Source organism: Pseudoalteromonas prydzensis, assembly GCF_011050055.1.
Classification (GTDB): domain Bacteria; phylum Pseudomonadota; class Gammaproteobacteria; order Enterobacterales; family Alteromonadaceae; genus Pseudoalteromonas; species Pseudoalteromonas prydzensis_A.
In genome coordinates this window covers 18,734-42,059 of record NZ_DRGM01000063.1, presented here as the reverse complement: position 1 = coordinate 42,059, position 23,326 = coordinate 18,734, and the positions used below count along the sequence as shown (strand labels likewise).

Sequence of the window (23,326 nt, the reverse complement as noted above, 5' to 3'; positions counted from 1 at the left end):
GGTTTATATTTCATCTGACAGACAGCTATGAGCGAAAAGCAGTCAGTCGGATTTTTTACATTGTATGACTGCTTCAAGCTTAAAGCAGCCGTTGATATCAAATATCTAAATGGTAACAGTGGACTTATCTAGAATTCTCTGAACACTCAACTTATAAAGTTCACTTTGCCCAAAAAGAGAAATTACAAATAGTGTAGAACAACATACGCTTCAAAGACCAATATGGACTATCGAAAAACGGTTGAGTTAAAGTAATTTATAATGCATATTCATTAACAATTTTTGGGAATGATTGTACTAAATTTTAGTTTTATAATTAGAAATATTATTCAGTTGCAAGATTATATGATAAATAGATGTTATAAAAGGAATTGAGCATGTGTTTTACAACAAAAATATTGCAAGCTGAACATGGAGATTGCGTTTTAATACAAGGGAAGTTTGATGGTGCTATCTTGCGAAATATATTAGTTGATGGTGGCACAACTAATACTTACCGTAGATCAAATCGTCCAGGGCCATTAAAAAATGAGTTGGCTAAAATTAAATCACAAGGACATAAAATTGACTTACTCATTTTAACTCATGTTGATGATGATCACATTGCTGGCATATTAGCTGGATTCAAGCAAAATGAGTTACTAAACGAACTAACACAGGAAGTTTGGTTTAATTCTGGAAAATTAATTTTTGAACATTTTGGTAAAAAAATAGACAACTCTAATTTTGTAGAAGCATCGCAGATCAGAGATGACGTTTCCGGCTTAACTAGTATTAACCAAGGTGTTACTTTTGAATCTATTTTAGAAAATAAAGCAATCTGGCATCAAGAGTTAATCTTGGCAGGTCAACAAATAGAACGGTTTGGAGCAACATTTTCCATATTATCACCCACTAAAGACAAATTAGAAAAATTACTCGTAAAATGGAAGAAAGAAACCAGTTCTAATTTGACTTCTGCCGGAAATACGGATTATTCAAAAGGTTTTGCCGAGCTATTAGAAAACGATGAATTTAAAGAAGATAAATCTATTCACAACGGTAGTTCAATTGCTTTTATTTTTGAATATCAGGGGCAAAAAATTATGCTATTAGGTGATGCGCATGATCATGTTGTCGTTGATAGTTTGAAACAGTTATTTGCAAAAGGTTTTACTAATCAATTTGATTTTGTAAAACTATCGCATCATGGCAGTCAATATAACACCAGCAGCGAATTTTTAAATTTAATTAATTGTGATAATTTTGTTGTGTCAACCAACTCATCCAAGCATGGTTTGCCAAATAAATTAACTTTAGCGCGAATTTATCAAGCGAAGCCAAACGTAACTATTTATTTTAACTACCCTGAGTTAGTTATTCCTAAAATATTCAATAATCCACAAGAAAAAATAGACCTGGAAGCTCAAGGCTTTAAGTTATCTAATCAAGGTACAATTTTTTAATTATGGCTAACCCGCAAGATATAATAAGAAAAAATACTGTAGTAGTTGATGATGGCAGCGGTGTTATTTTGCAGCCGATGACTCAAGAATATAGTTATGTGGTTACAGCAAAGCATGTAATTCAAGTTGATAAAAATGATATTTCTAAAGGCTTTAAATTACAGAATGATATTGAGATCTACACGACAGCTGATACTAAAATAGCTCTTTTTGATTTCTACTATCATAACGATGTTGATCTAGTGATATTGAAAGTTGAATATTTAGAATCGGATATATTAACAAAACATAATACTTGTCAGTTTGACGAAAGGTTACAACTATGGGGTTTCCCTCAATTCTCAGCAAATCATAGAAATGAAGAAAAGCCACGTAAAGAGTGGATTGAAAGTTATGCAGCTACTGTCTGTAGCGTAAGTTCTGATAAACTTGAATGTAAAGCTGATGATAACGTTGAAATCAGTGGGCTGGAAGGTTTTTCTGGTGGTGGGCTGTTTGATATCACAGATAATAAAGTTTATTTGGCTGCTATAGAATATCGGGTTCACAATCCCGATGCGTATGTAAATCGTATTTGCTCTGTACCAATTCAAAATTTGCAGAAAATCCTAGACGAGAATAATTTATTACCTATTTGTCCTCCTTATCTTGGTTCTTTGAGCGAGTTAACATCAGAAGCTTTCCAATCTCTATCTTTTTTTAACCCACAAACCAAAGAAAAGTTAGCAAAACTATTTACTAACTTATCAAAAGATAAAATTGAACAAGCCTCGTTTACTCCTTATAGCTTAATTCAAAAAAATAAAAAGTTAATTAATGAGTTAAATAACGAGCCAAAATCAATTGAAAACAAAGAGTTATGGACTTCTATTTTAGAGTTTTTACAAGTATACGAATTACTTGATTCGCAATTTGAGTGGGATGAAGAATTTGTAAATTACCTAACTAAAAACTTTAAATTTTTGTATTTTATTGATGAGAGTTGGAAAAATAAATTAAAGGATATCGTACTGTTCGATTGTGGCGATTTGGTTAATGAAGGCTACTTAATACTTATACACAACGGCTCAGAAAGGCCGGATGAGCCTGATCAGCTAAACAAATATCGAGATCCTGAAAATTTGCCATCTTTTATTGCGAATGGAATAGACGATCCAGATTCAATTGCTCATATTCATTCTAAAAGATCGAAAAATATATCTATTTTACATATGGCCAAATTGAATAAATTTAGCCTGAGTGACAGGGAAGCTGACTTTGACAATTTAACTGTTGTACACCTAGAAGAAATGAAAAATCAACTAATAGATAGTTATTCAAAGTATTTGAGCTGTGGAGAGAAACAATGATTTCATCATTTGTACCTGAAAATTTAGAAATAAACAGCGAGTTCTTAAACTCTAACCATTTTGATTTATATAATTTTGTATATTCAATTACATCGAAATCTAGGCTTTCATGTATTTGCATAAAGTTAAACGAAGAAGCAACGTTAGTTGAACATTGGGAACGAATTACTAATGAGATCGCGATTGAATTTATTAGTAATTTAAATGACAGTTTTTCTAAGTGGAACTGCTATTTAATTTTTATTTGTCCGAGAGCAGTAAGCAAAGAAATTAAGTACAAGATTGAGAACGATAAATTTGCTATACGTAAAATTGTTATTGACGATATTAAAAAACAATTAACGGAAGATGAAATTAGTAAATTACTTAATGAACGAATTTTATCGAGTAATATTCGATTGGCTCAAAAAATGACGTCCAATAGTAAAGATAACGTTAGCTTATCAGATGTGGCAAATCGAATTTTAAATGTCGATATACCTTTAGATGCTAGTGATAATTCAATTGAACAGCGAAAATCTTGGATCGGCGAAGAAATAGAAAGGATTCGTATAAATGAAAATCAAACAAGTTAAAATCCAAGCGTTTAAATCTTACCTTGAAGAAAAAGATGGGATATTTGATTTCTCTCATGGCAATGAAAGCGATGTTGCTAATATAGTTTCTATTTATGCCCCCAATGGTTTTGGTAAAACATCCTTTTATGATGCTGTCGATTTTTGCATTACTAATAATGTGACGCGTTATATACGAGATGACAAAGTTCGAGTTAAAAACGATAAGTTATCTAAAAAAGGCTCTTATATTTTAAGAAACTCTAAAGCATCTAAATCATTAGATACAAAGGTCGATATTGTTACCAGCGATAATCAAGTTTTTAATAAGGTCTTAAAGCGTAAAAATGGTAATCATAGAGATTATTTATTTAGAGATTCAGACACGCCAGAAAATAAAAAGTACTTCCGTGATTTAATGTTATCACAAGAAGCCATAGACGCTTTTTTGCGTGAAACCGATCCTGCTACCAGATATGAAAAATTTGCTGAAAACCATGTAAATGAACTTTCTGAATTAAACTATAAACGTAAACAAATCCAAAAAATATTAGATGACATTAATACTTCGGTTAAAACGGATAACAAAACAAAGCTAGGTAAAGATAGTGCATTATTAAAAGTTAATGCTGATGGTACTATTCTAACTAAATTGGGTGAATTAATTACTCAATGTAACAATTTCGGTTTAAGTATAACACCTATTCAAAGCGATTTTGATGAGGCTAAATATAAACTGTTGAAGTTGGAAATTAGACATTTATTAGACACTTTAGACCAAGACGCTATACAGAAAAACCAACTTAAAGGCTTGTATTTAGGTTTTATTGAGAGTTTTGAATTTATTAAATCATCAATTTATCGCATTCAAAATGCTAGAGAACCAATTCATTTATTTAGGATAAAACAGCAGTTAACTCACCAAAAAGATGACTTAATAAAGCTTGAGTTGAAGTTATCTACATTAACCAACCGTTATGAGCAGATATCGGAAATTTGTAATGATGAAGATAGCTTTTTTAAAAAGTTATCAGAAAAAAATGGTTTATTAGCTAAAAACAAAAAACTTAAAAAAGACTTAGTGCTAATAGAAAATGAAAAAAAATTGCTTACAGTGCAAGTTTTAGAAGCTGAAAAGTTACAGCACCAGACTAAGCTTGAATCTAATTCATTGCTAGAAAAAGAAAAAAATAGTCAATCCCTTTTTGTTCAAAAAACTGAACTAGAAAAACGTTTGCAAAAGCTTAAAATTAGAAATGAAGAACTTGTAAAAGAGCTTAGCAATAAAAATCTCGATTTAGAAAAGCAGAATACCCAACTTAAGTATGTTAATAACTTCGATATTCATACCCCAGTTGCAGCAGAAATGGAGCGTATAGACGTTAAATTATTTAATCAATTTCATACTGAATTTAAAGAAAATATTTTAAGAATTGATAAGTTAAATCTTGACCTGACGGCTAAGAAAAATGAAATAGCTAGAATAGAGCAACACTCAAGTGCTATTTCTGAATTGATTAAATTGGGTAGTCAAATAATTGAACACACAGAAACCAATAATTGCCCATTGTGTTCTCATCCACATCAAAATTTTGAAACACTCAAAGCCGAAGTTAAAAATAATAAAGCTCTTGATTCGATTACTAGTGCGCTAATCCAATCCCAGTCGGAAATTGCATCTAAAATAAAGGACTTGGAAAAAGAGAATGAAGCGATTTCGTCTAAGTACGATGAATATAAAAATCTACAAATTCAAGAATATTTAGATTTTATGGCTAAATTAAAAGCCAGTATCGAATCATTGACCAATGATAAATCTCGGTTGAATAGCGAGATTAGGTATTCTAATGATGAGTATGAGTCGATCTTAAAAAGCAGCCTGTCTATGAATCAAGCAGAGTATAGTGCTTATTTGCGTAAATCAATTGAAGATACGGAACGCACTCTTGCAGCAACAAACGACAACATACAGCAAAAATTAGAAGCCATACAAAAGCTAGATAACCCCTTTAAAACGTTACGTGATGAAGATCTTTTAATTGCTCAAAGAATAAAAGGGATGGAAGACTCTAAGTTATACCAACAATTTATTGAAATATGCCGTATTGAAGACGTTGAACTTTCTTTAGATGTTGATGTTTTACGTGAAAAATTTAGAAAATTAAATCTCAATTACTCAATTTATGTTCAAACAGCAAAAAATAATATCCAGCAGTTGTCTGAAAAAATAAAAACAGGCGAAGATAAATTGCCCAATGCGTTACAAAAATTAACCGATGATGAACAGCAAAGAATGATTGTACAGGCAGAGCAAACTGTAAAATCTGAATCTGAAAAACTTAAAAAATATTCTAATATATTCCCTGAAATAGTTGAGATTACCGTTTTTGATGTGGAACAAAGATATAAAGATGCAAAAGTACAAAATCAGTCTATAGATCAGGATATTCAAAAGATTAATGAGCGACTTAATTTTTTGAAAATGTTGGAGAGCTCTGCTGATGAAGCATTGAAGTTAAGTGAATCGGTTAAATTGCAAAATGAAATAGAGCTACTATCTCTAAAAATTAGCTCATTAGAAAAATTACAAACAACTTTGAAAGTAGATATAAAGTTAATAGACGATAGAATCGAAGCTTATATAAATGACTATTTTTATTTAGATGTTATTAACGAAATATACAAGACGATAGATCCTCACCCGGAATTCAAAAAAATTGAATTTAGCTATGAAGCTTCAAACTCTAAACCCGAATTACATATCAAAGTTAAAGATCAGGACAATAATGAAATTATTGCCCCATCACTTTATTTTAGTTCTGCTCAAATCAATGTACTGAGTTTGAGTATATTTTTAGCTAAGGCTTTAAATACTAAAGATTACGATGGCAATGATACACATTGTATTTTTATTGATGATCCCGTTCAGTCTATGGATTCGATTAATGTTTTAAGTGTGATTGATTTATTCAGAAATATTGCATTTGAATTTGATAAACAACTTATTATTTCAACGCATGATGAAAATTTTCATGGGTTATTAAAAAAGAAAATACCGCCGCATTTATTTAAGTCTAAATTTTTGAAACTTGAGTCATTTGGGAAAGTAGCAATCGACTAATAAATGAAATTAGGGAGCCCGCCTGTTTTCTTATTAGTCACAAAATCAGGTTATCATTTAATAAATGATGTATATTCCAGTGATTTGAACACCGGTTACCCCGCTGTTCACGATGCTCTGGAATATGCAATAGGCACTGAAATATTAAAAAGTTTCAGTGTCTTTCTCTGATACGTTGAACTTCGAGGCTGCTTTTTAGTATCTGACGAATGACCGCCTTGGTGGCATTTGCGACCATCAGTATAGACTTAAATTCAAATACTGAATGTCCGCAATTGGCACTCAGCCGATAGTTGGTATCGAGCGATATACGGTCATTGAGGTTTTAGTTAATCTAAGTCACTACTACTAGGGTGACCTGTGAGGAAACTTTTCTCTTTTTGCATAATAAAATAACCTACCCCAAGGGTAATATTTATAGTTAGCAATAATTTACACTATTTGCTATTAATAGAAGCACATAAAAGAAGGACATTTTTGCGTGAAAATAGGGAAAGTGTCCTCTGATAAAGCTGCTAGCCGTATAGTTGTAACCTCTAGTTTGTGTGATACTGTAGTGATACATTATTTGGTCATGTATTGGATTTATTATGAGAGTTGAACTTGTTACGACCCTTAAACGTCAAGCTACCAAAATTTTAGCGGATCTCCATGCTTCTAAAGAACCCGTATTAATTACTGAACGTGGTCAACCATCTGCTTATTTAGTTGATGTCGATGATTATGAGTTTATGCAACAGCGAATGGCTATTCTTGAAGGTGTAGCACGCGGTGAGCAAGCAATTAAAAATGGTCATACATTTTCAAATCAAGAAGCAAAAGAAAAAATGAGCAAATGGCTGAAGTAATATGGACGTCATCAGCTCTCGATGATTTAAATGATATTGCTGAATATATTGCCTTAAGTAATATTCCAGCGGCTAAAATATTGACTCAAAAAAATATTTGATAAAATATCTAGATTAGAAAGTCACCCCGAGTCGGGTAAAACACCGCTGGAGTTAATTAACTTAAATTACCGTGACGTTAATGTTAATCCTTGTCGTACTTTCTATAAAGTTGATAGCGATAAAGTTTATATTTTACATGTCATGCGTCAAGAACGAGAGCTGCGTAGATTTCTTCTAAAGAGTTAAATACGGCTAATCGGGTAGGCCGGAGGTCTCTAACCTCCAGCCCCCACACCACCCAGTATGCGCTTTTTATAGCTGGAAGTGCAATGAGCGGTTCATCTCCCGTAATAAATATTTATCCAAACATCTCTCAATGACGCTAAACCGTCATTGCCTAGCACAATATTAATTCCTTTTGTTTTAGCGCTTTTAAATATTTTGATTCATCATAAGCTGTCCTTGCTTTTCAACAGCTAAATAGAATTCTTACCTATTTATAGGCCTGCGCTCTTATCGCTGATTGGTGGGAGTTACCTTTCGATTTTTGCTGCGCGTAATATATACCAGCCCTATGATTACAGGCTGGGCAGAAGATAATTAAGGAAAGGTAATTTCAACTGTTGAGGCTTTATTCAATAGTGGTAATAAGGATTTTTCGCGTCTTAAGTCTTTTAACTCACGTTCTAATTGGCGTTGTTGTGTATTTAACTCTTTGCGCTGCGTTTGCGTGATGTTATTGCTGTTTAACTGCTGATTAATTTCAGAGAGTTGTTGTTTTAGCTCGGTTATACGGTTATCAACTGCTATGCGACGTTGTTGGATTTGATAACGGTCGTTACCTTCTTCCCACGCTTTTCGAAATGCACGGTTGTTACATACACCGTTATATGAGACTCCGCGCATAGCCAGAGTAAAGCCGTTTTCAGGTTGGCAATACACGGCTAAGCCATCCTCGTAGCTAGTTTTAAATTGTTCAATGTTTGGGTTGATATTGTAATCGTTACACGCCGCGATCTTTGTTATGCCATCGGCATAATCACCACCATTTACGCCGTGTTCATAACCTAAACTTTCCCAGTTGGCTGTTCTACACTCATCCTGACTCAAGGTTGTACAGCCATTATTTAGCAATACAAAAATACTTAATATTAATAAACGATTTTGCATAACTATCCTGTTATTTACGTTCTGTTCCAATACCTTATAGTACATTTTATGGTTATTAAAAAGCTACAATTTAAGTGGGTTTGTAGACTATTTTAAGTAACAAATTATGTCCTTCATTAAGTTTAATTGCCACAGAGCGCATCTTAACTAGTGGTGCTTTGTACTGCGCGGAGCGCCAAGTATAATCGCCACTTGGCAAATACACACCGATAAGAATGCACTCACGCCCAAGGCGCCCCCAAAATTATTAAAGTAAGGGATTAAATTTTCAAACATGACAGCAAATATAATACTGGATGAAAATAGCGTATAGATACCAAAGCGTTTTGGCGCACTCATGCCAATAAAGGAGCCACCAAAAAAAATGCTGCTGTATAGCTCGGCGTTGAATTCGGTGGGGAGTAGAATAAGGTAAGCGACGATAGATAAAATGGCAGAGGCCCGAATCGCATCAAGACGATGGTGCTTAGCCAAATAAAAGGTCGAGAATGCGCCAAGTAATGCTAATAGGATTGCTGCTAAATTCATCATACGATCCCTTTCGCTAAGACAAATAAAGCCACGCTGATGAAGGCAATACTACCTAATTTCCCGCCAAAACCAGTAAACATCTTCGCAGTCAGCACATATAACATAGCGCCAATTAAAGAAATAATGGCAAGTTCCCAATAACTATTGATCAAACCTTGTGAGCACATACCGGCAAAACTGCCAGCATAAATAGCAGCGTAAGGATGGTTTTCATACTGCTTTGGAAAAGCAATAAAACTACCAATAAGTCCGGTTAAACAGGACGCGATAACAGCGGGAACTGCAAACTGAGTATGCAAAATAAAACAACTCATACAGCCGATAAAAAATGTGACGTACTTTAGGAGAAAAAATTTGCTCATGAGGGCAGCGGTTTCTTTAATGAGTTTAGTAATTGAGAGTGTGGCAGTGCTTAGCTATGTTACTAAACACTGCGCTGAAGTTATACGAGTTTTTCGTTAAAAAATGCGACCGTTCGTTGCCAAGCAAGTTCGGCGTTTTCTTTATCGTAGCGTCCAGTTGAATCGTTATGAAAGCCATGGTTGGTTTTCGGGTACATATGCATTTTATAGTCAACACCGAGGCTTTTTAAGTCACGCTCATAATCGGGCCATGTTGCATTGACGCGCTCATCGAGCTCGGCAAGTTGGATAACTAAGGGGGCTTTAATATTTTTACGCAGCGCTTCGCTGGCAGGAGTGCCGTAAAAGGGCACGCCAGCATTTAACAGTGTTGAGTCAACAGCCGCTAAGTAATTAACAATGTAGCCGCCAAAACAAAAACCAACGGCGCCAAGTTTACCGTTACCTTGCGGGTGCGATTTTAAGAATCTAGCCGCAGCGACAAAATCGTTTTGGATTTTTTCTTGATCCATAGAGCGCTGCATTGCTCGTCCCTCGTCATCATTGCCTGGGTAGCCGCCAAGTGGAAATAGCGCATCGGGTGCAAAAGCAATAAAACCAGCTTTTGCTAAGCGACGGGCAACATCTTTAATATATGGATTTAACCCACGGTTTTCATGGATCACTAAGACCACTGGGCGTGTGCCAGTTAACCCTGTTGGAACGACCAAATAACCTTGGCCTTTACTGTGGCCATCGGGTGAATCAAAGGTTTGGTAAGTGGCTTTGATTGCTTCGTCATTAAACGAAACTTGTTCGGCGAGGGCATAATTTGGTAATAATGCCGCTGTTAAAACGGCCATTGAATAGCCCAATGCAGCTAAGCTTGCAAGTTTTTTCATAAAGGTGCGTCGGTCCATTTTTCCATGGGCGTATTCATCGTACCAGTCAAAAGCTTCTTGAGGGATGTGATCTGAGAGTGGGTTTTGCATGCCAGCGCCTTTATGTTAATGAGAAACTTTTTATAACATAGCTGAGAGAATTTAAAATGTATATTATTGTATGCTTAGCAACCAACATTGAGCACGCACAATTAAGTTTAACTAACTTCTTCACCGGCATGCTTTGCGGCTAATTCATCAAGTTCCGCACAGGTGTAGTCAAATCCTACGCCATCAAATTGATAACTTACTTTTACATCAAAACCCCCATTGAGCAGTTTTGTTGTTACGCGAGCGATAGGCCAGTGTTTTAATTCGTTTAAAAAACGATTAGCTATTTGCGCCGATTGAAAGTGATAGCGTATTTCTGAATTCATATAAAGTAAGTATAATTTAGGCTGTTAACCTCGCAGTTTGTGGATTTAGCTGATTTAGTCAAGTTTTTTGTTATTTAACCTGTTTGATAAACTCGATTGTGCGGTTATTAGCATTGGTTTTCGTGTGCTTTTGCTTTAACGTAAGGGTCTATCAAATAAAATAGTTTGCGAGAAGATTAAAAAGTATGCCTAAGTACGGTATAAACGTGTTATGAAAACGCCAAAACAGATCCTACCGTTAATCGAAGACGGTATCGTTGATGAAGTCATCAGCCAGTTAATGAGTGGCAAAGAAGCCTCGGTGTATGTCGTTCGTTGCGGCAATGATATTCGTTGTGCGAAAGTCTATAAAGATGTGCAACAGCGAAGTTTTAAACAAGCTGTAAAATACCAAGAAGGACGCAAAGTACGAAATAGTCGTCGTGGTCGAGCGATGGAGAAAGGCTCTAAGTTTGGCCGTAAAGAACAAGAAAACGTGTGGCAAAATGCAGAAGTTGATGCACTTTTCACGCTGTCTCGGGTTGGTGTAAAAGTACCACAGCCTCATGGTTGTTATGATGGGGTACTGATCATGGATTTAGTCACTGATAATGACGGTGATGTTGCGCCGCGTTTAAATGATGTCAGTTTAACTACTGAGCAGGCAATTGAAGATCACGCCACTATGGTGCATTACATTCGTTTAATGTTATGTGCGGGTATTGTGCATGGCGATTTATCTGAATTTAATGTGTTAGTAGACAGCTATGGTCCGGTGGTGATTGATTTACCGCAGGCGGTGAATGCAGCGGCAAATAATAATGCTCAAGAAATGTTTTTACGCGACGTACGCAATATGCGTTTGTATTACGGGCAGTACGCACCAGAAATACTCGACACACGTTTTGGTGAAGAAATGTGGGCCTTGTACCAAGCTGGTGAATTAACCCCTGAAACCGTGCTTCACGGTGATATCGCAGATGATCATGCTGCAGCTGATGTTGATTCAGTACTTGATGAAATTAAAGCGGCGTTTGAACAAATGCAGGAGAATCAAGAGCGAATAAAGGCCGCACAAGCGCCTGACGAAGATTAGTCCTACTCTGTGGTAGTGAGGTATTAAAGTGGGCGCGCTAACAGCTTAAAACTCTGTTAGACTGCGCAGCCTTTAGTGACTCACAGTGAGTTGCTGTAAACGACAGTTAGGAACGCCGGTGTCAAAATTTTTCTATCGTGGTAAGCCCGATATCATGGGCAAGCACAATCAAGGTACGTATCAACCTAAACCAAAAGTAAAGCCAGGCAGTGAAGGCAATCCACTGCAATTGTGCGTACCAAACCATGAACGTGAAAGTGAAGTTATCGCCATTTTAACGGCCAACGAGCTATTTGCAGAGATCATTGTTGATAGCGAGCTTGCTGAAAATATAGCGCCTTTAGAAATTGTGTTACAGAAGCCCGTTAGCCAAGTTTTTGCAAAAACGCCACAGCGCAACGATCCTTGTCTATGTGGTAGCAATAAAAAATACAAAAAATGTTGTGGCTAACTAATTTAACGCTGCAACTGGCAGTACTGCTGAGTAACTTGAGCTCAGCTTAAATACATATTTTTCTCGTTAAAATCGCGTTTACTATTTACCGCTCAGTGCAGCATATGTTCATGTTTTTGTGCTAAGGTTAGCCATAATAGATGATAATTCAAGCAGTGATAATCGCGTATGGCATACTGTGAAAATGAGTTTAATCAACAGCTTGAAAGAAAGTGGTTACAGCGAGCATGTTCGTCGCTGTTTATACTTTCACTGCTGTTGATTGTTGTTTTGTATTGCACTTTTTTACCTGAACTTAGTGAGCATATATTTTTAAACGGTGTACTCACTGACACTATAAACTTGTTAATTGTTGTGGCTATTTTTGTGATCGTGCAAAAAGCCAATTTGTCGACCACTGCTTATGTCTATTTAAGTCTCGGTTTGACGTTTTGGACTGCAGGATTAACCTTTGATCTGCTTGATGAAATTTTAACTCAGCCGTTATTTATCGGTATTTATGTCGAAGATATTTTGCGTACTGCGGGAATGCTGCTTACCTGTTACGGGCTAAAGTTAACAATGGCTGATTTAAAGCGCACTCAGCAATGCTTATCAAAAGAGTTGACCACGGATTATTTAACAAAAATAGCAAATCGACGCTTTTTTTATCAACACATACAACAGGTGCAAGCCCAGCGGTTTACTCTGATTATTATAGATATCGACTTTTTTAAATCGATCAATGATGAATTTGGTCATGATGTTGGCGACAAGGTGCTGACCGAGCTGGCAGCGTTATATGCAAATGTACTGAGTCAAGACTGCGTATTTGCGCGCCTTGGCGGAGAAGAGTTTGCCGTATATGTGCCTGATGATAATCAGCAATATGCTATCGACCTCAGTCAGCAGTTACTCGCAATTGCACGAACTATTGAGCTAAACAAACAGCGTAATGTAACAGTGAGTATTGGGGTGTCGTTTAAGGCCGCTGATGAGTCACTTGCTGAGGTACTTAAGCGTGCCGATCAAGCGTTATATAAAGCTAAAAACAACGGACGCAACCAATATAGCCTTGCTTAATTTCTAAGCGATTGATTATAGTAAAATTTACAATTTTGACTGGGATTTTTACAGCCTCAGCCACATTTTACCCCCTGCTCATTTACTTTTTATAAAGAAAAGCATTATTAAACAATGCCTTTATTTAACTGTTAGGGCTGGTATTGAGCTTGCACTGTATCGATAATATGACTTTATTTTTCAAGGTAATACTATGGCTGTTATGCAACGCTTAAAACAAAAAACGCGACAATTGATAGATTCAAAACACATGCTAACCAGCATAACTGCGGCCTCATTTTTAGAGTCAACAATCGTTCCTATCCCTCTTGAAGCTGTACTCGTGCCTTTGATGCAAGCTCGTCGTGATAAGCTTTGGCTGATAGCCTTAATGGCTACCATAGGCTGTGTAATTGGTGCGTTATTTGGCTATGCGTTAGGGTACTATTTGTTTGATGTGGTAGGTGATTGGGTGATCAATAGTTTTTCAAACCCAGCGCAGTTTGAACAAGTAACACAGCAAATGCAGCAACAGGGTTTTTGGTTTGTAATAACCCTTGGCATTGTGCCCATTCCATTTCAAATTGCGATGCTAGCTGCCGGCGCGACGAAATATTCGTTAGTGATGTTTTTAATTGCCACCATGATCGCGCGTTCAATCCGCTATTTTGGCTTAGCGCTGGTGGTGTATTTTGCGGGTAATCAAGCTGAGCGAATTATTAAAAAGCATAAAACCAAGGCGATGCTTGGCTTAACAGTATTAGTGTTACTTATTTGGTGGTTAACAACCTTGCTATAGCCGCTAAATAGCGGCTATAGCAGTCAGTTTACTTGTTGGTGCTGTGTATCAGTGAATGTACTTGGCGCCAATCGACCAGTTTAAAGTTTTGTGGCTGTTGTGGCATACGGTTAAAACCATCTTGCACAATTAACACGCCAAGAGGATAGCCTGGCAAAGGTTTGGCTGTAACCGTTAAGCCATCGGTTTCTGATACGCCATCAATGCCTTGCGCTAAATTGGCGATAATATTAAATTTGCTGGTAAATTCAAGGGTAGGGTGATTTTCCCCCTTGTTTATCCGATACACTACATAGCTATTATCACCTTGGCTTGATACCACTAAGAAGCGCTCATTTTCACCTTGATAAATTTCCATGCCTTCTACATCATCAATCAACAGTTCATTAATTGACTGCAATAAAATCGGCGCTTGTTTTGCGTCGGGCTCGGCATCGATAAACCAAATCCCAGCATCTTCTTCACCGGCAAACAGTTCGCCGTTTTCATCATCACTACTGCAACCTTCAGGTTGGCTTGGCAGGTTAAATTCGCGCACAAGTTTGCCAGCGACTTTTTGCTGTTGGTTGGTAATTTTGTATTGCTGATATAGCCCTGATTTGTCATTTACAAAGACATAATTCCCAGAATGCGATGAGTACATACATAAGCCATATATTTCACTTAAATTTGTCGCCACGCTGCCTAGCAGCTGTATGTTATTGTGTAGATCTACAGTGAATAAACTAATGCTATTTTCACTGCGATTACTGGCTGCTATCAAGGTCTGAGTGGGATTATCTATGCTGCTATTTTGGCGAACATCAACATTGTTAACTCTGCCAACTTCCAGCGCTTGAGTTTGCTCTCCCGCTAAGTTGTATACCATAAGGCCGCGGCGTTTATCGGTACCTATGATCAGACTTTTGCTGGCATCTGTTGGGTGCAGCCAAATGGCTGGGTCATCTGCGGCATCGCCAAAGGCAGCAACGGGGGTCGTTTGCCTATTCGCATACACATGAGCTGTTTTTGCTGCGGTGTTATTTGTTGTGGCGCTGCTAAGTGGCTCTAAAATGAGTTGGCTACTGAGGTACGCGCCCGTTTCATCATCATAGATAATGGCTTGCGTGTTGGCTGTGTTATTAGTCACGGCTACAGCAGCGATACTTTGTTCACCTGCTAAATGCCATTTTTGCTGCAAGTTGTGCTCAGTATGGTATCTGTGTAGGCTATTATCGCTGCTTGTGGTAAACCATAAACTGCCATCTGCGCTGGTGGTTAATACGCCAATCCCGCTGCTGAGCTCGCCAAATGGTGCCACCATTGCCAGTGGCTGTTTATCTGCGGAGGATTCTGCATTGGCGTTCATTTGCCAAATGCCTAGCTCTTCTTCACTGATAAATAGTTGTTGGCTTGCATCATTAACCGCACAGCCTGCGGCTTCATTTACAGCTGCAAACTCTCTTACTGCAATATTAGCGGTTTCTCCGCTGGCAAGATTATACACTATGGTTTCTGTCATTAAGCCACGCACATCAGCAACAAAAGCTGAAATACTGCCAGTATCGAGATTGTTAAATAAGCATACCGCATCAGGTCGCGCTTGTGGGACGACAATTTCGGGGTGCTCTGTTAGTTGCCAATTGCCGTTATTTTTAGCAAGCGTAAACATCGCAACCTGATCATGCTCGTTATCAATACTAGCCACCAAAAAAGTATTCTCGGCAATAGAGCGTACTGACAAGGTTTCAAAATTCCCTGACTTAACAACATCACTGTGTTGGCCATTTTTTGAGACTACAATGAGACCCTGACTTTCACTTGCCAGTAACCATGTATCGTCAACAAGCCAAGCGGCTTGTGAACCTTGAATATTATTTTGTTGCCAAAATGGCGTGCTGCTAAGCTTGAGCGTAGTTTGCTCTGCGAGTGAGGAGTGAGCATCTTGGCTGCTGCAAGCGCCTAATGTTGCTGTGAATGTAAGTATGCTTAATGCATAAGCAAGTGGTTTAAGTGTTGGCATGAATAAAGTCCTAGTTAGCTTGGTATGCGATGCAAGCTAAATAACTTTTATGACAACGCCGTGACAAAATAAAGACTGCTACCATGGACATTAAAGGGTTTAATTTTGCCTTATTGTCTTCGGTTTGTTGGTAATGCTTTGTTTTAATTGTTTTTAAATTTAAATTGTTAACGCGATAAGCGCTCTTTTATTGCGAGGCCACAGGCTGAGCTGATTTGACCCTAAGCTATTATTTTTCCGTGATAGTGGTGGTTATTTGTGATTTAAGTTGCGCGAGTGTTTGCAGTACCGAGCGCTGCCAAATAGCTTTAAACGCTTTACAAAATAAATATAAAAACAGTAAGGGCATCAAGAATAGTTTGATGATCAGCAGTGATACTAAGTTTAAAAACTCAATAAATAACCCTTCCAACGAATCGGCCATCTCAGTAATGCCATTGCTAACGGTATCCACGACTTTGCTAATTAAATTACCTGAATTACCGGTGAGTTGGTCATTATAATCATGCAGCAGTTGCTGCTGTTGATTTTTCTGCTGATGCAATGCGGCCAGCTGATTGTTGATAGACGCTTGTTGTTGCCTTAAATCTCGCTGCTTTTTGAGTAGAGGCTTGGCTTGTGGCAGCTCTGTTAAGGTAAGTTTTTCGGTTAAACTGCGGGTTGTTTGAATTGCCTCAATTTGCTTATCTAATTCATCAAGCTGTTGCTTATTATCTGTAATAACAGCTTTTAATTGCTGTTGTTGGACAGCAATGAGCTCAAGCTCATCTAGACTAGTTTGTTTTTGACTATTTATTTTTGCGCTTAATTGCGCTGATAGCGTAGAGGTTGTGTTTGCTTTCGCGCTGAGAGTTTCGACGGTGTTTTCAACATATTGATTTTGAGAATTAATCTCTTCATCTAAAAAAGCTTGGCTGGCAAGGCCGGTTGATAACACCACCAGTGGAATTAAAAACCGCACTAAAATCAAACTTGCGAGTAATTTACCTGTTAACTGCTTTAAATACCCGAAGTGATCGCAAAGCAAATAACCAATAGCGCTGGCGGTAAACAAACTACTAAAAAAGACGCCTGATGAAATCGTAAATAATATTCGTTGGATAAAGAGTGAGCCTAATGACATGCGCATGGCATCGGCAATGTATTCCGCTAAATCGTTAACGGGGTCAAGTAGTTGTGCAGGTGCAATACTGGCTATGCCGATGCCAACTTCAGCAGATTGCAATAATGAAATAATCCCATTCACGCTGCGAGCAGAGGCGTACACGAGTGAAGATTGTACTAAGGCTTGATCAAGAAACGCCATTATGTAGCCGTTAAATTGCTCTAACCAGCAAAGCACTAGTAGTATAACTATGGCAATATACTTGATAATATCTCGTTGTTTGCGTTGCATGTATTCCTCGTTAACGTCGGTCCGCTTGCTTACGCTACACTAGTTAAGTGCAATTAAGCAATTGTGTAAGATTGAATTATTTTAGTAATTTACTGTCTATCAATGACTTTAAATGCTCTGTTGAGAATGTATGAAAGAACCCGCTTCACTTGGACAATGTTGTATAGATGATCTTGATCCTGTTCAAGATCTTGGTCGATTAGTGTCTTATTTACGATCGAATTTAGTGACGCACCTGGATACCGAGTTGATGCCAATGGATTTAACGTCAGCGCAGTACATTGTGGTGGTATTACTTGCTCGCGGTAAGGTGAATACCTTAGCTCAGTTGTGTGAACACATGGTGTATGACCGTGGTGCAATGAGCCGTTTGCTGTCACGTTTAGAGGAAAAGGGCTTAGTTGCTAGGCAACAATCTGCGGAAGATCGCCGCTCTACGTTACTCTGTTTGACCGAAAAAGGTCAACAGCTTTACCCTGAAATTTTGCCTATCGTAAATAATATTTACCGCACAGCTTTAAGCGACTTTTCTGACGATGAAAAGGCACAGTTAGCAAGTTTGTTGTTTAGAGCAATTCATAATTTAAAATCGTAAATTGATCTAACGGTTAGATTGCTGTGAATTCTGAGGTTTGATAATATAGTTGCCTAGGCATTTATATTTAACAAATCTCAGGACGTTATGATCGAAGCGACTTTATTACATCAGCTACAACAGCAATTTCCTGATCATCAATTTACAGTTAATAACTTAAAAGTAATGCACAGGGGTCGTTTTGCTAATGCCATTGTGTACCGTTATACCGACTTGCAACTTGATTTAGTGATCAAAGATTTTCAACACAGTCCTTGGTGGGTGAGAAAAACCTTTGCACCTTTATCGGTGAATCAAGAATATAAAGGGTTAGCTCGTTTAGCGGGTATAACAGGTGTGAGCGGTCGATTTTTGCGATTATCGCCGCTTGCTGTTGCCTATGATTATATTGAAGGCACGCCACTTAAGCAGTTAGTACAGCAAAATAAAGTCTTACCTGTAAGCTTTTTTAAAGACTTTGAACGACTGGTTGCGTTAATGCATCGCCGTGGGGTGGTACATCTGGATTTGCGTAATTTAGGTAATGTGCTGTGTAGCCATGACGGTAAGCCGTATATTATCGATTTTCAGTCAGCGATACGTTATGCGCGTTTTCCTCGTTGGTTGCAGCGATTTATGCGCGGTGCTGATATGTCGGGTGTTTATAAAGCATGGGCTAAACTATCTGAACAACCGCTACCGGATGCTAAAGCGGATTATTTAAGTAATTTTAATCATGTTAGAAAGCGCTGGATTTTTAGAGGTTACCCGATACAACGTGCATATATGTGGGGCTGTGGAGTAGCTACGCAAATCGCTTCTGCCATTATGGAACGATTTTTATAAAGCGCGTAACCGCGCTTTATAAATGTTGCTAAGTTGGCTGGTTTAAAATTTTGGCCAACCGTTTGAGTCCCAATTTAATGTACTGATCAGCAGTTTTGGCACACCGTTGTCACCTGCGTCATAGGCGTGGCGAACCATTACATCGGTATTCAAGATATCTTGACCACCTGGGCCTACCCACTGACTGTTGCCAGCGTCTAAAATACTGCCACCGCCAGAGAGCATATTGTTGCCATTTTTGTCTAAGTAAGGGCCTCGGATATCGCTGGCACGGCCGTATGCGATACGGTAGGTGCTGTCGGTGCCTGCACAACATTTACCCACCGAGACAAATAAATAGTAATAACCTTGGCGATAGACAATACTCGGCGCTTCAATACCACCAGAGCGACTTGCTAATGAATAAAGCTCGCCAAATGGTTTCATGGTGATCGGGTTTATACGCATTAATTTGATGCCTGAATTCCATGAGCCGAAAACTAACCACGGTGCTCCATCTTTTGCGACGACTAAGTCAGGGTCAATGGCATTGTAGTTATTGCTGTTAGTGGTATTAATCACTAAACCATCATCTCGCCAGCTACCTGCTGACACGCTAGTGGCAGAGGTTAAGCCTATTGCTGACACCCGAGAGCCGAAAGTTGATATTGAATAATAAAGCCAACTACGACCATTGTAGCTTTTAAGCTCTGGTGCCCAAACATCAATGCCATCATGTTCAGGCACATAGTTAGACCACCAGTTTAAACCATTAGGGAAAATCGCAGCCGCATCATTCCAGGCAACCCCATCATTTGACCATTTTCCGGCGATGCCAGGGCCGGTTTGAAATATCCACCAAGTGCCATTTTCGTAACCTATGGTTGGATCGTGAGTCACTAAACTGCCTGTTAATGGCCAATGATCTGTCGCGCCATTGGTGGTTGAAGGATCGTAGGGCGCCGATTCTACGTTAGCGAGCTTGTTGAGCTGCCAAAGCTGTGCATCACTGGCGTTATAGGTCCATTGGCTGATATTAGCGCCATCGTTGCCGTTAAACTCAAACAAATCGAGCGCTTTGCCACTATTGGCGTTAATGAAGCTAACGTAACCACTGCCATCGTCATTTATTTGCCAATGTTGCGTAGCCACACCTGAGTATTCATATTGTGCGACATTCGCCCCATCAGCTGTTGACCAGTCATATACTTCCATGGCTTTACCACTGTTTAGGTTGATCACAGAATAGTTATTGCCACCAACGTTGGTAATGATCCAGCGTTGAGTATTATGTTGATTTGCAGCCCACTGGCTTATATTTGCGCCATCATTGCTTTGCGCGCTACTAACTTCGACAAGTTTGCCACTGTATTTTGACTGAATAGTGTAAACACCGTTATCAATTGCATAAGCGCCATTAGCATAAAAACCAACGGCTATACACGCGGCGGCTATTCCTTTATTGGAAAATATCATTGTGTCTCCAAATTATTGTGTGTGGATTGTAGTGTTAGCGAAGCAAGATAATTGCTACTTCACTATTTATAATACTTTATTATATTAATATATTTGTAAAGGGTTTGTTTTGTAATGTTTAATAAAAGTTAAAAAATAGTGGTTTAGGCTGGTTTTTATAAGCGAGGATCTGCCTTGAGTAGTACAAAGAGCAGGGCAGCTTAGGGCAAGGCGCCCTAAGCTAGTTGATTATTGTTGTATTAATTGGCTTGGGATCGACCAGTGTTGTACGAGCTCTTCACCTTGCCAGGTTTGAATAGTTACCCAAAGTTTATCACCCTTGCTGATGGTTGCAGAGGCAATAGCATGTGCGTGTTGTCCGTGATTGGTGCCGTGCATAATGCCTTCATCCCCCTTTGCCAGTTCACTCAGTGGCAAAGGCTGCGGGCCTATATTTAAATAAGCTTGGCGAATGTTACTGATTTCACCTTGGTTAAACGCTAAAAAGAAGTCTTTTACGTACTCGTTATGATGCGAATAGGGTTGCTCCATATTCAGTGGCATAGGGGCTATTTTAAATTCGCCTATCGTTTGCTCTTGCCATAGATCAGGAAAGGTTGGATTTAATGCCTGATAAATATAGATGCAAGGCAACACCAAAATCAGTGCATTAAGTAAATACTTGTTACGTTGCCACCAGGTTTTTTGTAAGCGTGCCATTAGTTAGCCTCCACAGTATCGTTAATTGTTACAGGGCTTTGCTTTTGTGCTTTAACAAGTTTTTTTGAATACATCATAAAGCCGGTAATTGACATACCACTTAAAATTACGCCAAACAGGAACCAAATTACTTTGGTCCAAAGACCACCAATTGTGCCGTAATGTAATGGATCTGCTATGTGTGACAGGGTCTGTAATGCGCTCATGGTTTCAGGGCTTTTGCTAGCAGCTATTTCGCCTGTCCATGGGTTGATTGCTGTCGAATACGCATAGCCATCATAAAAAATAGTATCACCGGCACCCATGATGCTATACATACCGCGGTTATGCTCAGGAAGCATGATGTATGTGGGAGTAAATTCGCTAAACTGGTTTTTAGTTAGAGTAATTGCACTGTCTAAATCAATTGCTTCAGCATTGCTGACACTGGGTAATTGGGCTTCGCTTACTATCGGCGCATGTTCTTCAATATCAATCTCGTTATGCCACATAATGGCCTGAGCTAAATACCAAAGCCCAGTTAAACTCATAATCGCCATAAACCAAATAGACCAAACACCGCCCATTGTATGTAAGTCTTTTAATAAAGTTTTACTGCCTTGATTAAAGCGTATTTTAGGCTGAATGAAGGCACGCCAGAAGTTTTTATAAATAATTAAGCCAGTTACTAAGGCACCCAAAGTCACAAATGCCATAGCACTGACAAGATAGTAGCCAACGCTATAGCCTTGCTGCCATGGAAAATATAACCAGCTGTGCAAAGTGCGCATAAACTCGATGAATGAAGTGGTTTGATAGATAGCTTGTACTTCACCTGTGTATTGATTTACATAGGCTGTTGCGTATGGCTTATCGGTATCAGTAAAAATAATTGCATTAACTAAATAAGGTTCGTAACTAACAACACTCATGACATCAGCAGTTGGGTACTGGCTTGTTACGCTATCAATAAGCGTTTGCTTAGATTTTTCAGGTAAGTTATCAGGGTTGCTAGCGCGTGCTTGTGAATTTGTTAGCCAAGTTATTTCGTGGCTGATCACCGAAATAGTGCCTGTTACACAAATAAAGCAGAATAAAACCCACACTGGTAGCGAGAACCAGCCATGTAATTGAAACCAAAATCGCTTACTTAGTTTTGCCATCATTAACCTTTATGTAAATAACACTTGTTATCGTTAGTGTTGTGTTTGAGTTATTGTACTATTAATTTATAGCCAATTTCAATTTATCAATTAGGCAGCTAAACGGCAGCAATATACGTTTTAGAGTCGTATTATGGTTTTGTAAAGCTAAGGGTGCGTGCTAAAAAGACCGAGCTGATTTGCTTTCATAGGTAAGCGTATTTAACAGTACAGGCAGTTATTGGTGATGTGTTTAGCTTGTAATTAGGGTAAAAAGAGAGCTTACACTCTCTTTTTATGCATTGCTTTTAGCTATCAAGATCTTGTTTATTGATAGTAATAACGCGTTGTGGGAATGGAATTTCAATATCCGCGCCTTGAATTGCACTATAAACTCCACCGTTGATGGCAAGTTTAGTTTCGATGATTTTAGTCGTTGGCACCCAGTAGCGATAGCTGATGGTTACGCCGCTGTCAGCAAAACGTTCAATACCAACTTGTGCAAGAGGTTCATCAGCAACTAATTCATGCACTTTTAAAACCTCTTCTATGAGTTCTATGGCATGTTGTGCATTGGCGTTGTAGGCGATATCAATTTCACCTTTGACCAACGAATAGTTAAACGAGTTATGCAGTATTTCGCCAACGATGTGTTTGTTAGGAATGGTTATTTCTACTTTTTCTTCGTTAATCAAAATGGTGTAGCCCAGCTCGATGGTTTTGACTTGGCCACTGACATTTTTAACTTCAATAGTATCGCCAACAATAAATGGCCGAGTAGCGATGATGGCAAGACCAGCGCCATAATTTGAGAGCATGCCTTGCAGGGCTAAACCAGCGCCAAGAGAAGCGGCACCAATTGCAGCAACGAATGGGGTAACGCTTACGCCTATTTTACCCAGCGCGATAATAACGAACATAATGATCAGTAATACTTTCACCACATTACTAACAAAGTTGGTCAGGGTGATATCGATATTATGGCGTGCCATTAATGCGGCAACCATCTTCGCTATTTTCTGTGCGACCCATAAACCAAAAATCAAAATGAGTAACGCGCCGACCAGCTGCATGCTGTATTTAACGAGGTACTCGCTGATCATGGTGTAATATTTTTCGACTTGCTGTATTTCTGTACTGATCAT

22 protein-coding genes and 1 pseudogene are annotated in these 23,326 nt (G+C 38.3%); 12 read left to right on the top strand and 11 right to left on the bottom strand.

Annotated elements, in window-relative coordinates; genetic code table 11:
• Positions 1-377 precede the first annotated feature (377 nt).
• The 6 genes and pseudogenes from ENH88_RS05935 (at position 378) to ENH88_RS05910 (ending at position 7,605) form a co-directional block, all read left to right on the top strand.
• Entirely contained in the window at positions 378-1,445 is a 1,068-nt protein-coding gene (locus ENH88_RS05935; RefSeq protein ID WP_304180618.1) for a ComEC/Rec2 family competence protein, read from the top strand.
• Between the two features lie 2 nt (positions 1,446-1,447).
• Entirely contained in the window at positions 1,448-2,794 is a 1,347-nt protein-coding gene (locus ENH88_RS05930) for an ABC-three component system protein (RefSeq protein ID WP_304180617.1), read from the top strand.
• Positions 2,791-3,369: an ABC-three component system middle component 1 gene (locus ENH88_RS05925; RefSeq protein WP_304180616.1), complete on the top strand. Its 579-nt coding sequence runs from the start codon at positions 2,791-2,793 to the stop codon at positions 3,367-3,369. Before ENH88_RS05930 ends, ENH88_RS05925 begins: the two co-directional genes overlap by 4 nt.
• Positions 3,350-6,469 carry an AAA family ATPase gene (locus ENH88_RS05920; RefSeq protein ID WP_304180615.1) on the top strand — a complete coding sequence of 1,040 codons (3,120 nt, stop codon included), beginning with the start codon at positions 3,350-3,352 and terminating at the stop codon, positions 6,467-6,469. The genes ENH88_RS05925 and ENH88_RS05920 overlap by 20 nt, the downstream gene beginning before the upstream one ends.
• Positions 6,470-7,059: 590 nt before the next feature.
• Positions 7,060-7,317, top strand: coding sequence for a type II toxin-antitoxin system Phd/YefM family antitoxin (locus ENH88_RS05915; RefSeq protein WP_304180614.1), 258 nt, complete (start codon positions 7,060-7,062; stop codon positions 7,315-7,317).
• Positions 7,305-7,605 (top strand): annotated as a pseudogene (locus ENH88_RS05910) (type II toxin-antitoxin system RelE/ParE family toxin). The gene ENH88_RS05915 and the pseudogene ENH88_RS05910 overlap by 13 nt, the downstream one beginning before the upstream one ends.
• A 354-nt stretch (positions 7,606-7,959) precedes the next feature.
• Here ENH88_RS05910 and ENH88_RS05905 read toward each other — a convergent pair.
• The 5 genes from ENH88_RS05905 to ENH88_RS05885 all read right to left on the bottom strand — a co-directional run bounded on the left by ENH88_RS05905 (position 7,960) and on the right by ENH88_RS05885 (position 10,719).
• Positions 7,960-8,529 carry a DUF2799 domain-containing protein gene (locus tag ENH88_RS05905; protein ID WP_304180613.1) on the bottom strand — a complete coding sequence of 190 codons (570 nt, stop codon included), beginning with the start codon at positions 8,527-8,529 and terminating at the stop codon, positions 7,960-7,962.
• 147 nt (positions 8,530-8,676) lie between these two features.
• On the bottom strand, positions 8,677-9,057 hold the full coding sequence (locus ENH88_RS05900) for a hypothetical protein (protein WP_283710236.1): 381 nt from the start codon (positions 9,055-9,057) through the stop codon (positions 8,677-8,679).
• Positions 9,057-9,422 (bottom strand): hypothetical protein, encoded by a 366-nt coding sequence (locus ENH88_RS05895; RefSeq protein ID WP_304180612.1) that lies wholly within the window; start codon positions 9,420-9,422, stop codon positions 9,057-9,059. Before ENH88_RS05895 ends, ENH88_RS05900 begins: the two co-directional genes overlap by 1 nt.
• Positions 9,423-9,502: 80 nt before the next feature.
• A complete protein-coding gene (locus tag ENH88_RS05890; protein WP_304180611.1) occupies positions 9,503-10,393 on the bottom strand; it encodes a dienelactone hydrolase family protein in 891 nt (296 codons plus the stop codon).
• Between the two features lie 107 nt (positions 10,394-10,500).
• Positions 10,501-10,719: a hypothetical protein gene (locus tag ENH88_RS05885; protein ID WP_304180610.1), complete on the bottom strand. Its 219-nt coding sequence runs from the start codon at positions 10,717-10,719 to the stop codon at positions 10,501-10,503.
• A gap of 211 nt (positions 10,720-10,930) precedes the next feature.
• Between ENH88_RS05885 and ENH88_RS05880 the strand changes: the two genes are divergently transcribed.
• The 4 genes from ENH88_RS05880 to ENH88_RS05865 all read left to right on the top strand — a co-directional run bounded on the left by ENH88_RS05880 (position 10,931) and on the right by ENH88_RS05865 (position 14,088).
• Positions 10,931-11,794, top strand: coding sequence for a PA4780 family RIO1-like protein kinase (locus ENH88_RS05880; RefSeq protein ID WP_304180609.1), 864 nt, complete (start codon positions 10,931-10,933; stop codon positions 11,792-11,794).
• A gap of 118 nt (positions 11,795-11,912) precedes the next feature.
• Positions 11,913-12,245 carry a PBPRA1643 family SWIM/SEC-C metal-binding motif protein gene (locus tag ENH88_RS05875; protein WP_304180608.1) on the top strand — a complete coding sequence of 111 codons (333 nt, stop codon included), beginning with the start codon at positions 11,913-11,915 and terminating at the stop codon, positions 12,243-12,245.
• A gap of 171 nt (positions 12,246-12,416) precedes the next feature.
• The gene (locus ENH88_RS05870) at positions 12,417-13,310 is read left to right on the top strand and encodes a GGDEF domain-containing protein (RefSeq protein ID WP_304180607.1); all 894 of its coding nucleotides are present in this window, start codon (positions 12,417-12,419) and stop codon (positions 13,308-13,310) included.
• A 193-nt stretch (positions 13,311-13,503) separates the two neighbouring features.
• Complete coding sequence (locus ENH88_RS05865; protein ID WP_304180606.1) at positions 13,504-14,088, top strand: YqaA family protein; 585 nt, start codon at positions 13,504-13,506, stop codon at positions 14,086-14,088.
• Between the two features lie 28 nt (positions 14,089-14,116).
• Here ENH88_RS05865 and ENH88_RS05860 read toward each other — a convergent pair whose 3' ends face one another.
• Together ENH88_RS05860 and ENH88_RS05855 are read right to left on the bottom strand one after the other, a co-directional pair.
• Positions 14,117-16,090, bottom strand: coding sequence for a phytase (locus ENH88_RS05860; RefSeq protein WP_304180605.1), 1,974 nt, complete (start codon positions 16,088-16,090; stop codon positions 14,117-14,119).
• A 229-nt stretch (positions 16,091-16,319) separates the two neighbouring features.
• A complete protein-coding gene (locus tag ENH88_RS05855) occupies positions 16,320-17,486 on the bottom strand; it encodes a hypothetical protein (RefSeq protein WP_304180604.1) in 1,167 nt (388 codons plus the stop codon).
• A gap of 130 nt (positions 17,487-17,616) precedes the next feature.
• Here ENH88_RS05855 and ENH88_RS05850 point away from each other — a divergent pair, with 130 nt between their 5' ends.
• The gene (locus ENH88_RS05850) at positions 17,617-18,081 is read left to right on the top strand and encodes a MarR family winged helix-turn-helix transcriptional regulator (RefSeq protein ID WP_064666377.1); all 465 of its coding nucleotides are present in this window, start codon (positions 17,617-17,619) and stop codon (positions 18,079-18,081) included.
• A gap of 87 nt (positions 18,082-18,168) precedes the next feature.
• The gene (locus ENH88_RS05845; protein ID WP_304180602.1) at positions 18,169-18,906 is read left to right on the top strand and encodes an RIO1 family regulatory kinase/ATPase; all 738 of its coding nucleotides are present in this window, start codon (positions 18,169-18,171) and stop codon (positions 18,904-18,906) included.
• A gap of 42 nt (positions 18,907-18,948) precedes the next feature.
• On the opposite strand, the gene ENH88_RS05840 is transcribed toward ENH88_RS05845, so the two are convergent.
• The 4 genes from ENH88_RS05840 to ENH88_RS05825 all read right to left on the bottom strand — a co-directional run bounded on the left by ENH88_RS05840 (position 18,949) and on the right by ENH88_RS05825 (position 23,326).
• Entirely contained in the window at positions 18,949-20,361 is a 1,413-nt protein-coding gene (locus ENH88_RS05840) for a family 43 glycosylhydrolase (protein WP_304180600.1), read from the bottom strand.
• 228 nt (positions 20,362-20,589) lie between these two features.
• A complete protein-coding gene (locus tag ENH88_RS05835) occupies positions 20,590-21,060 on the bottom strand; it encodes a hypothetical protein (protein ID WP_304180599.1) in 471 nt (156 codons plus the stop codon).
• Entirely contained in the window at positions 21,060-22,202 is a 1,143-nt protein-coding gene (locus tag ENH88_RS05830) for a PepSY-associated TM helix domain-containing protein (protein ID WP_304180651.1), read from the bottom strand. The genes ENH88_RS05835 and ENH88_RS05830 overlap by 1 nt, the downstream gene beginning before the upstream one ends.
• A 287-nt stretch (positions 22,203-22,489) precedes the next feature.
• A complete protein-coding gene (locus tag ENH88_RS05825; RefSeq protein WP_304180597.1) occupies positions 22,490-23,326 on the bottom strand; it encodes a mechanosensitive ion channel family protein in 837 nt (278 codons plus the stop codon).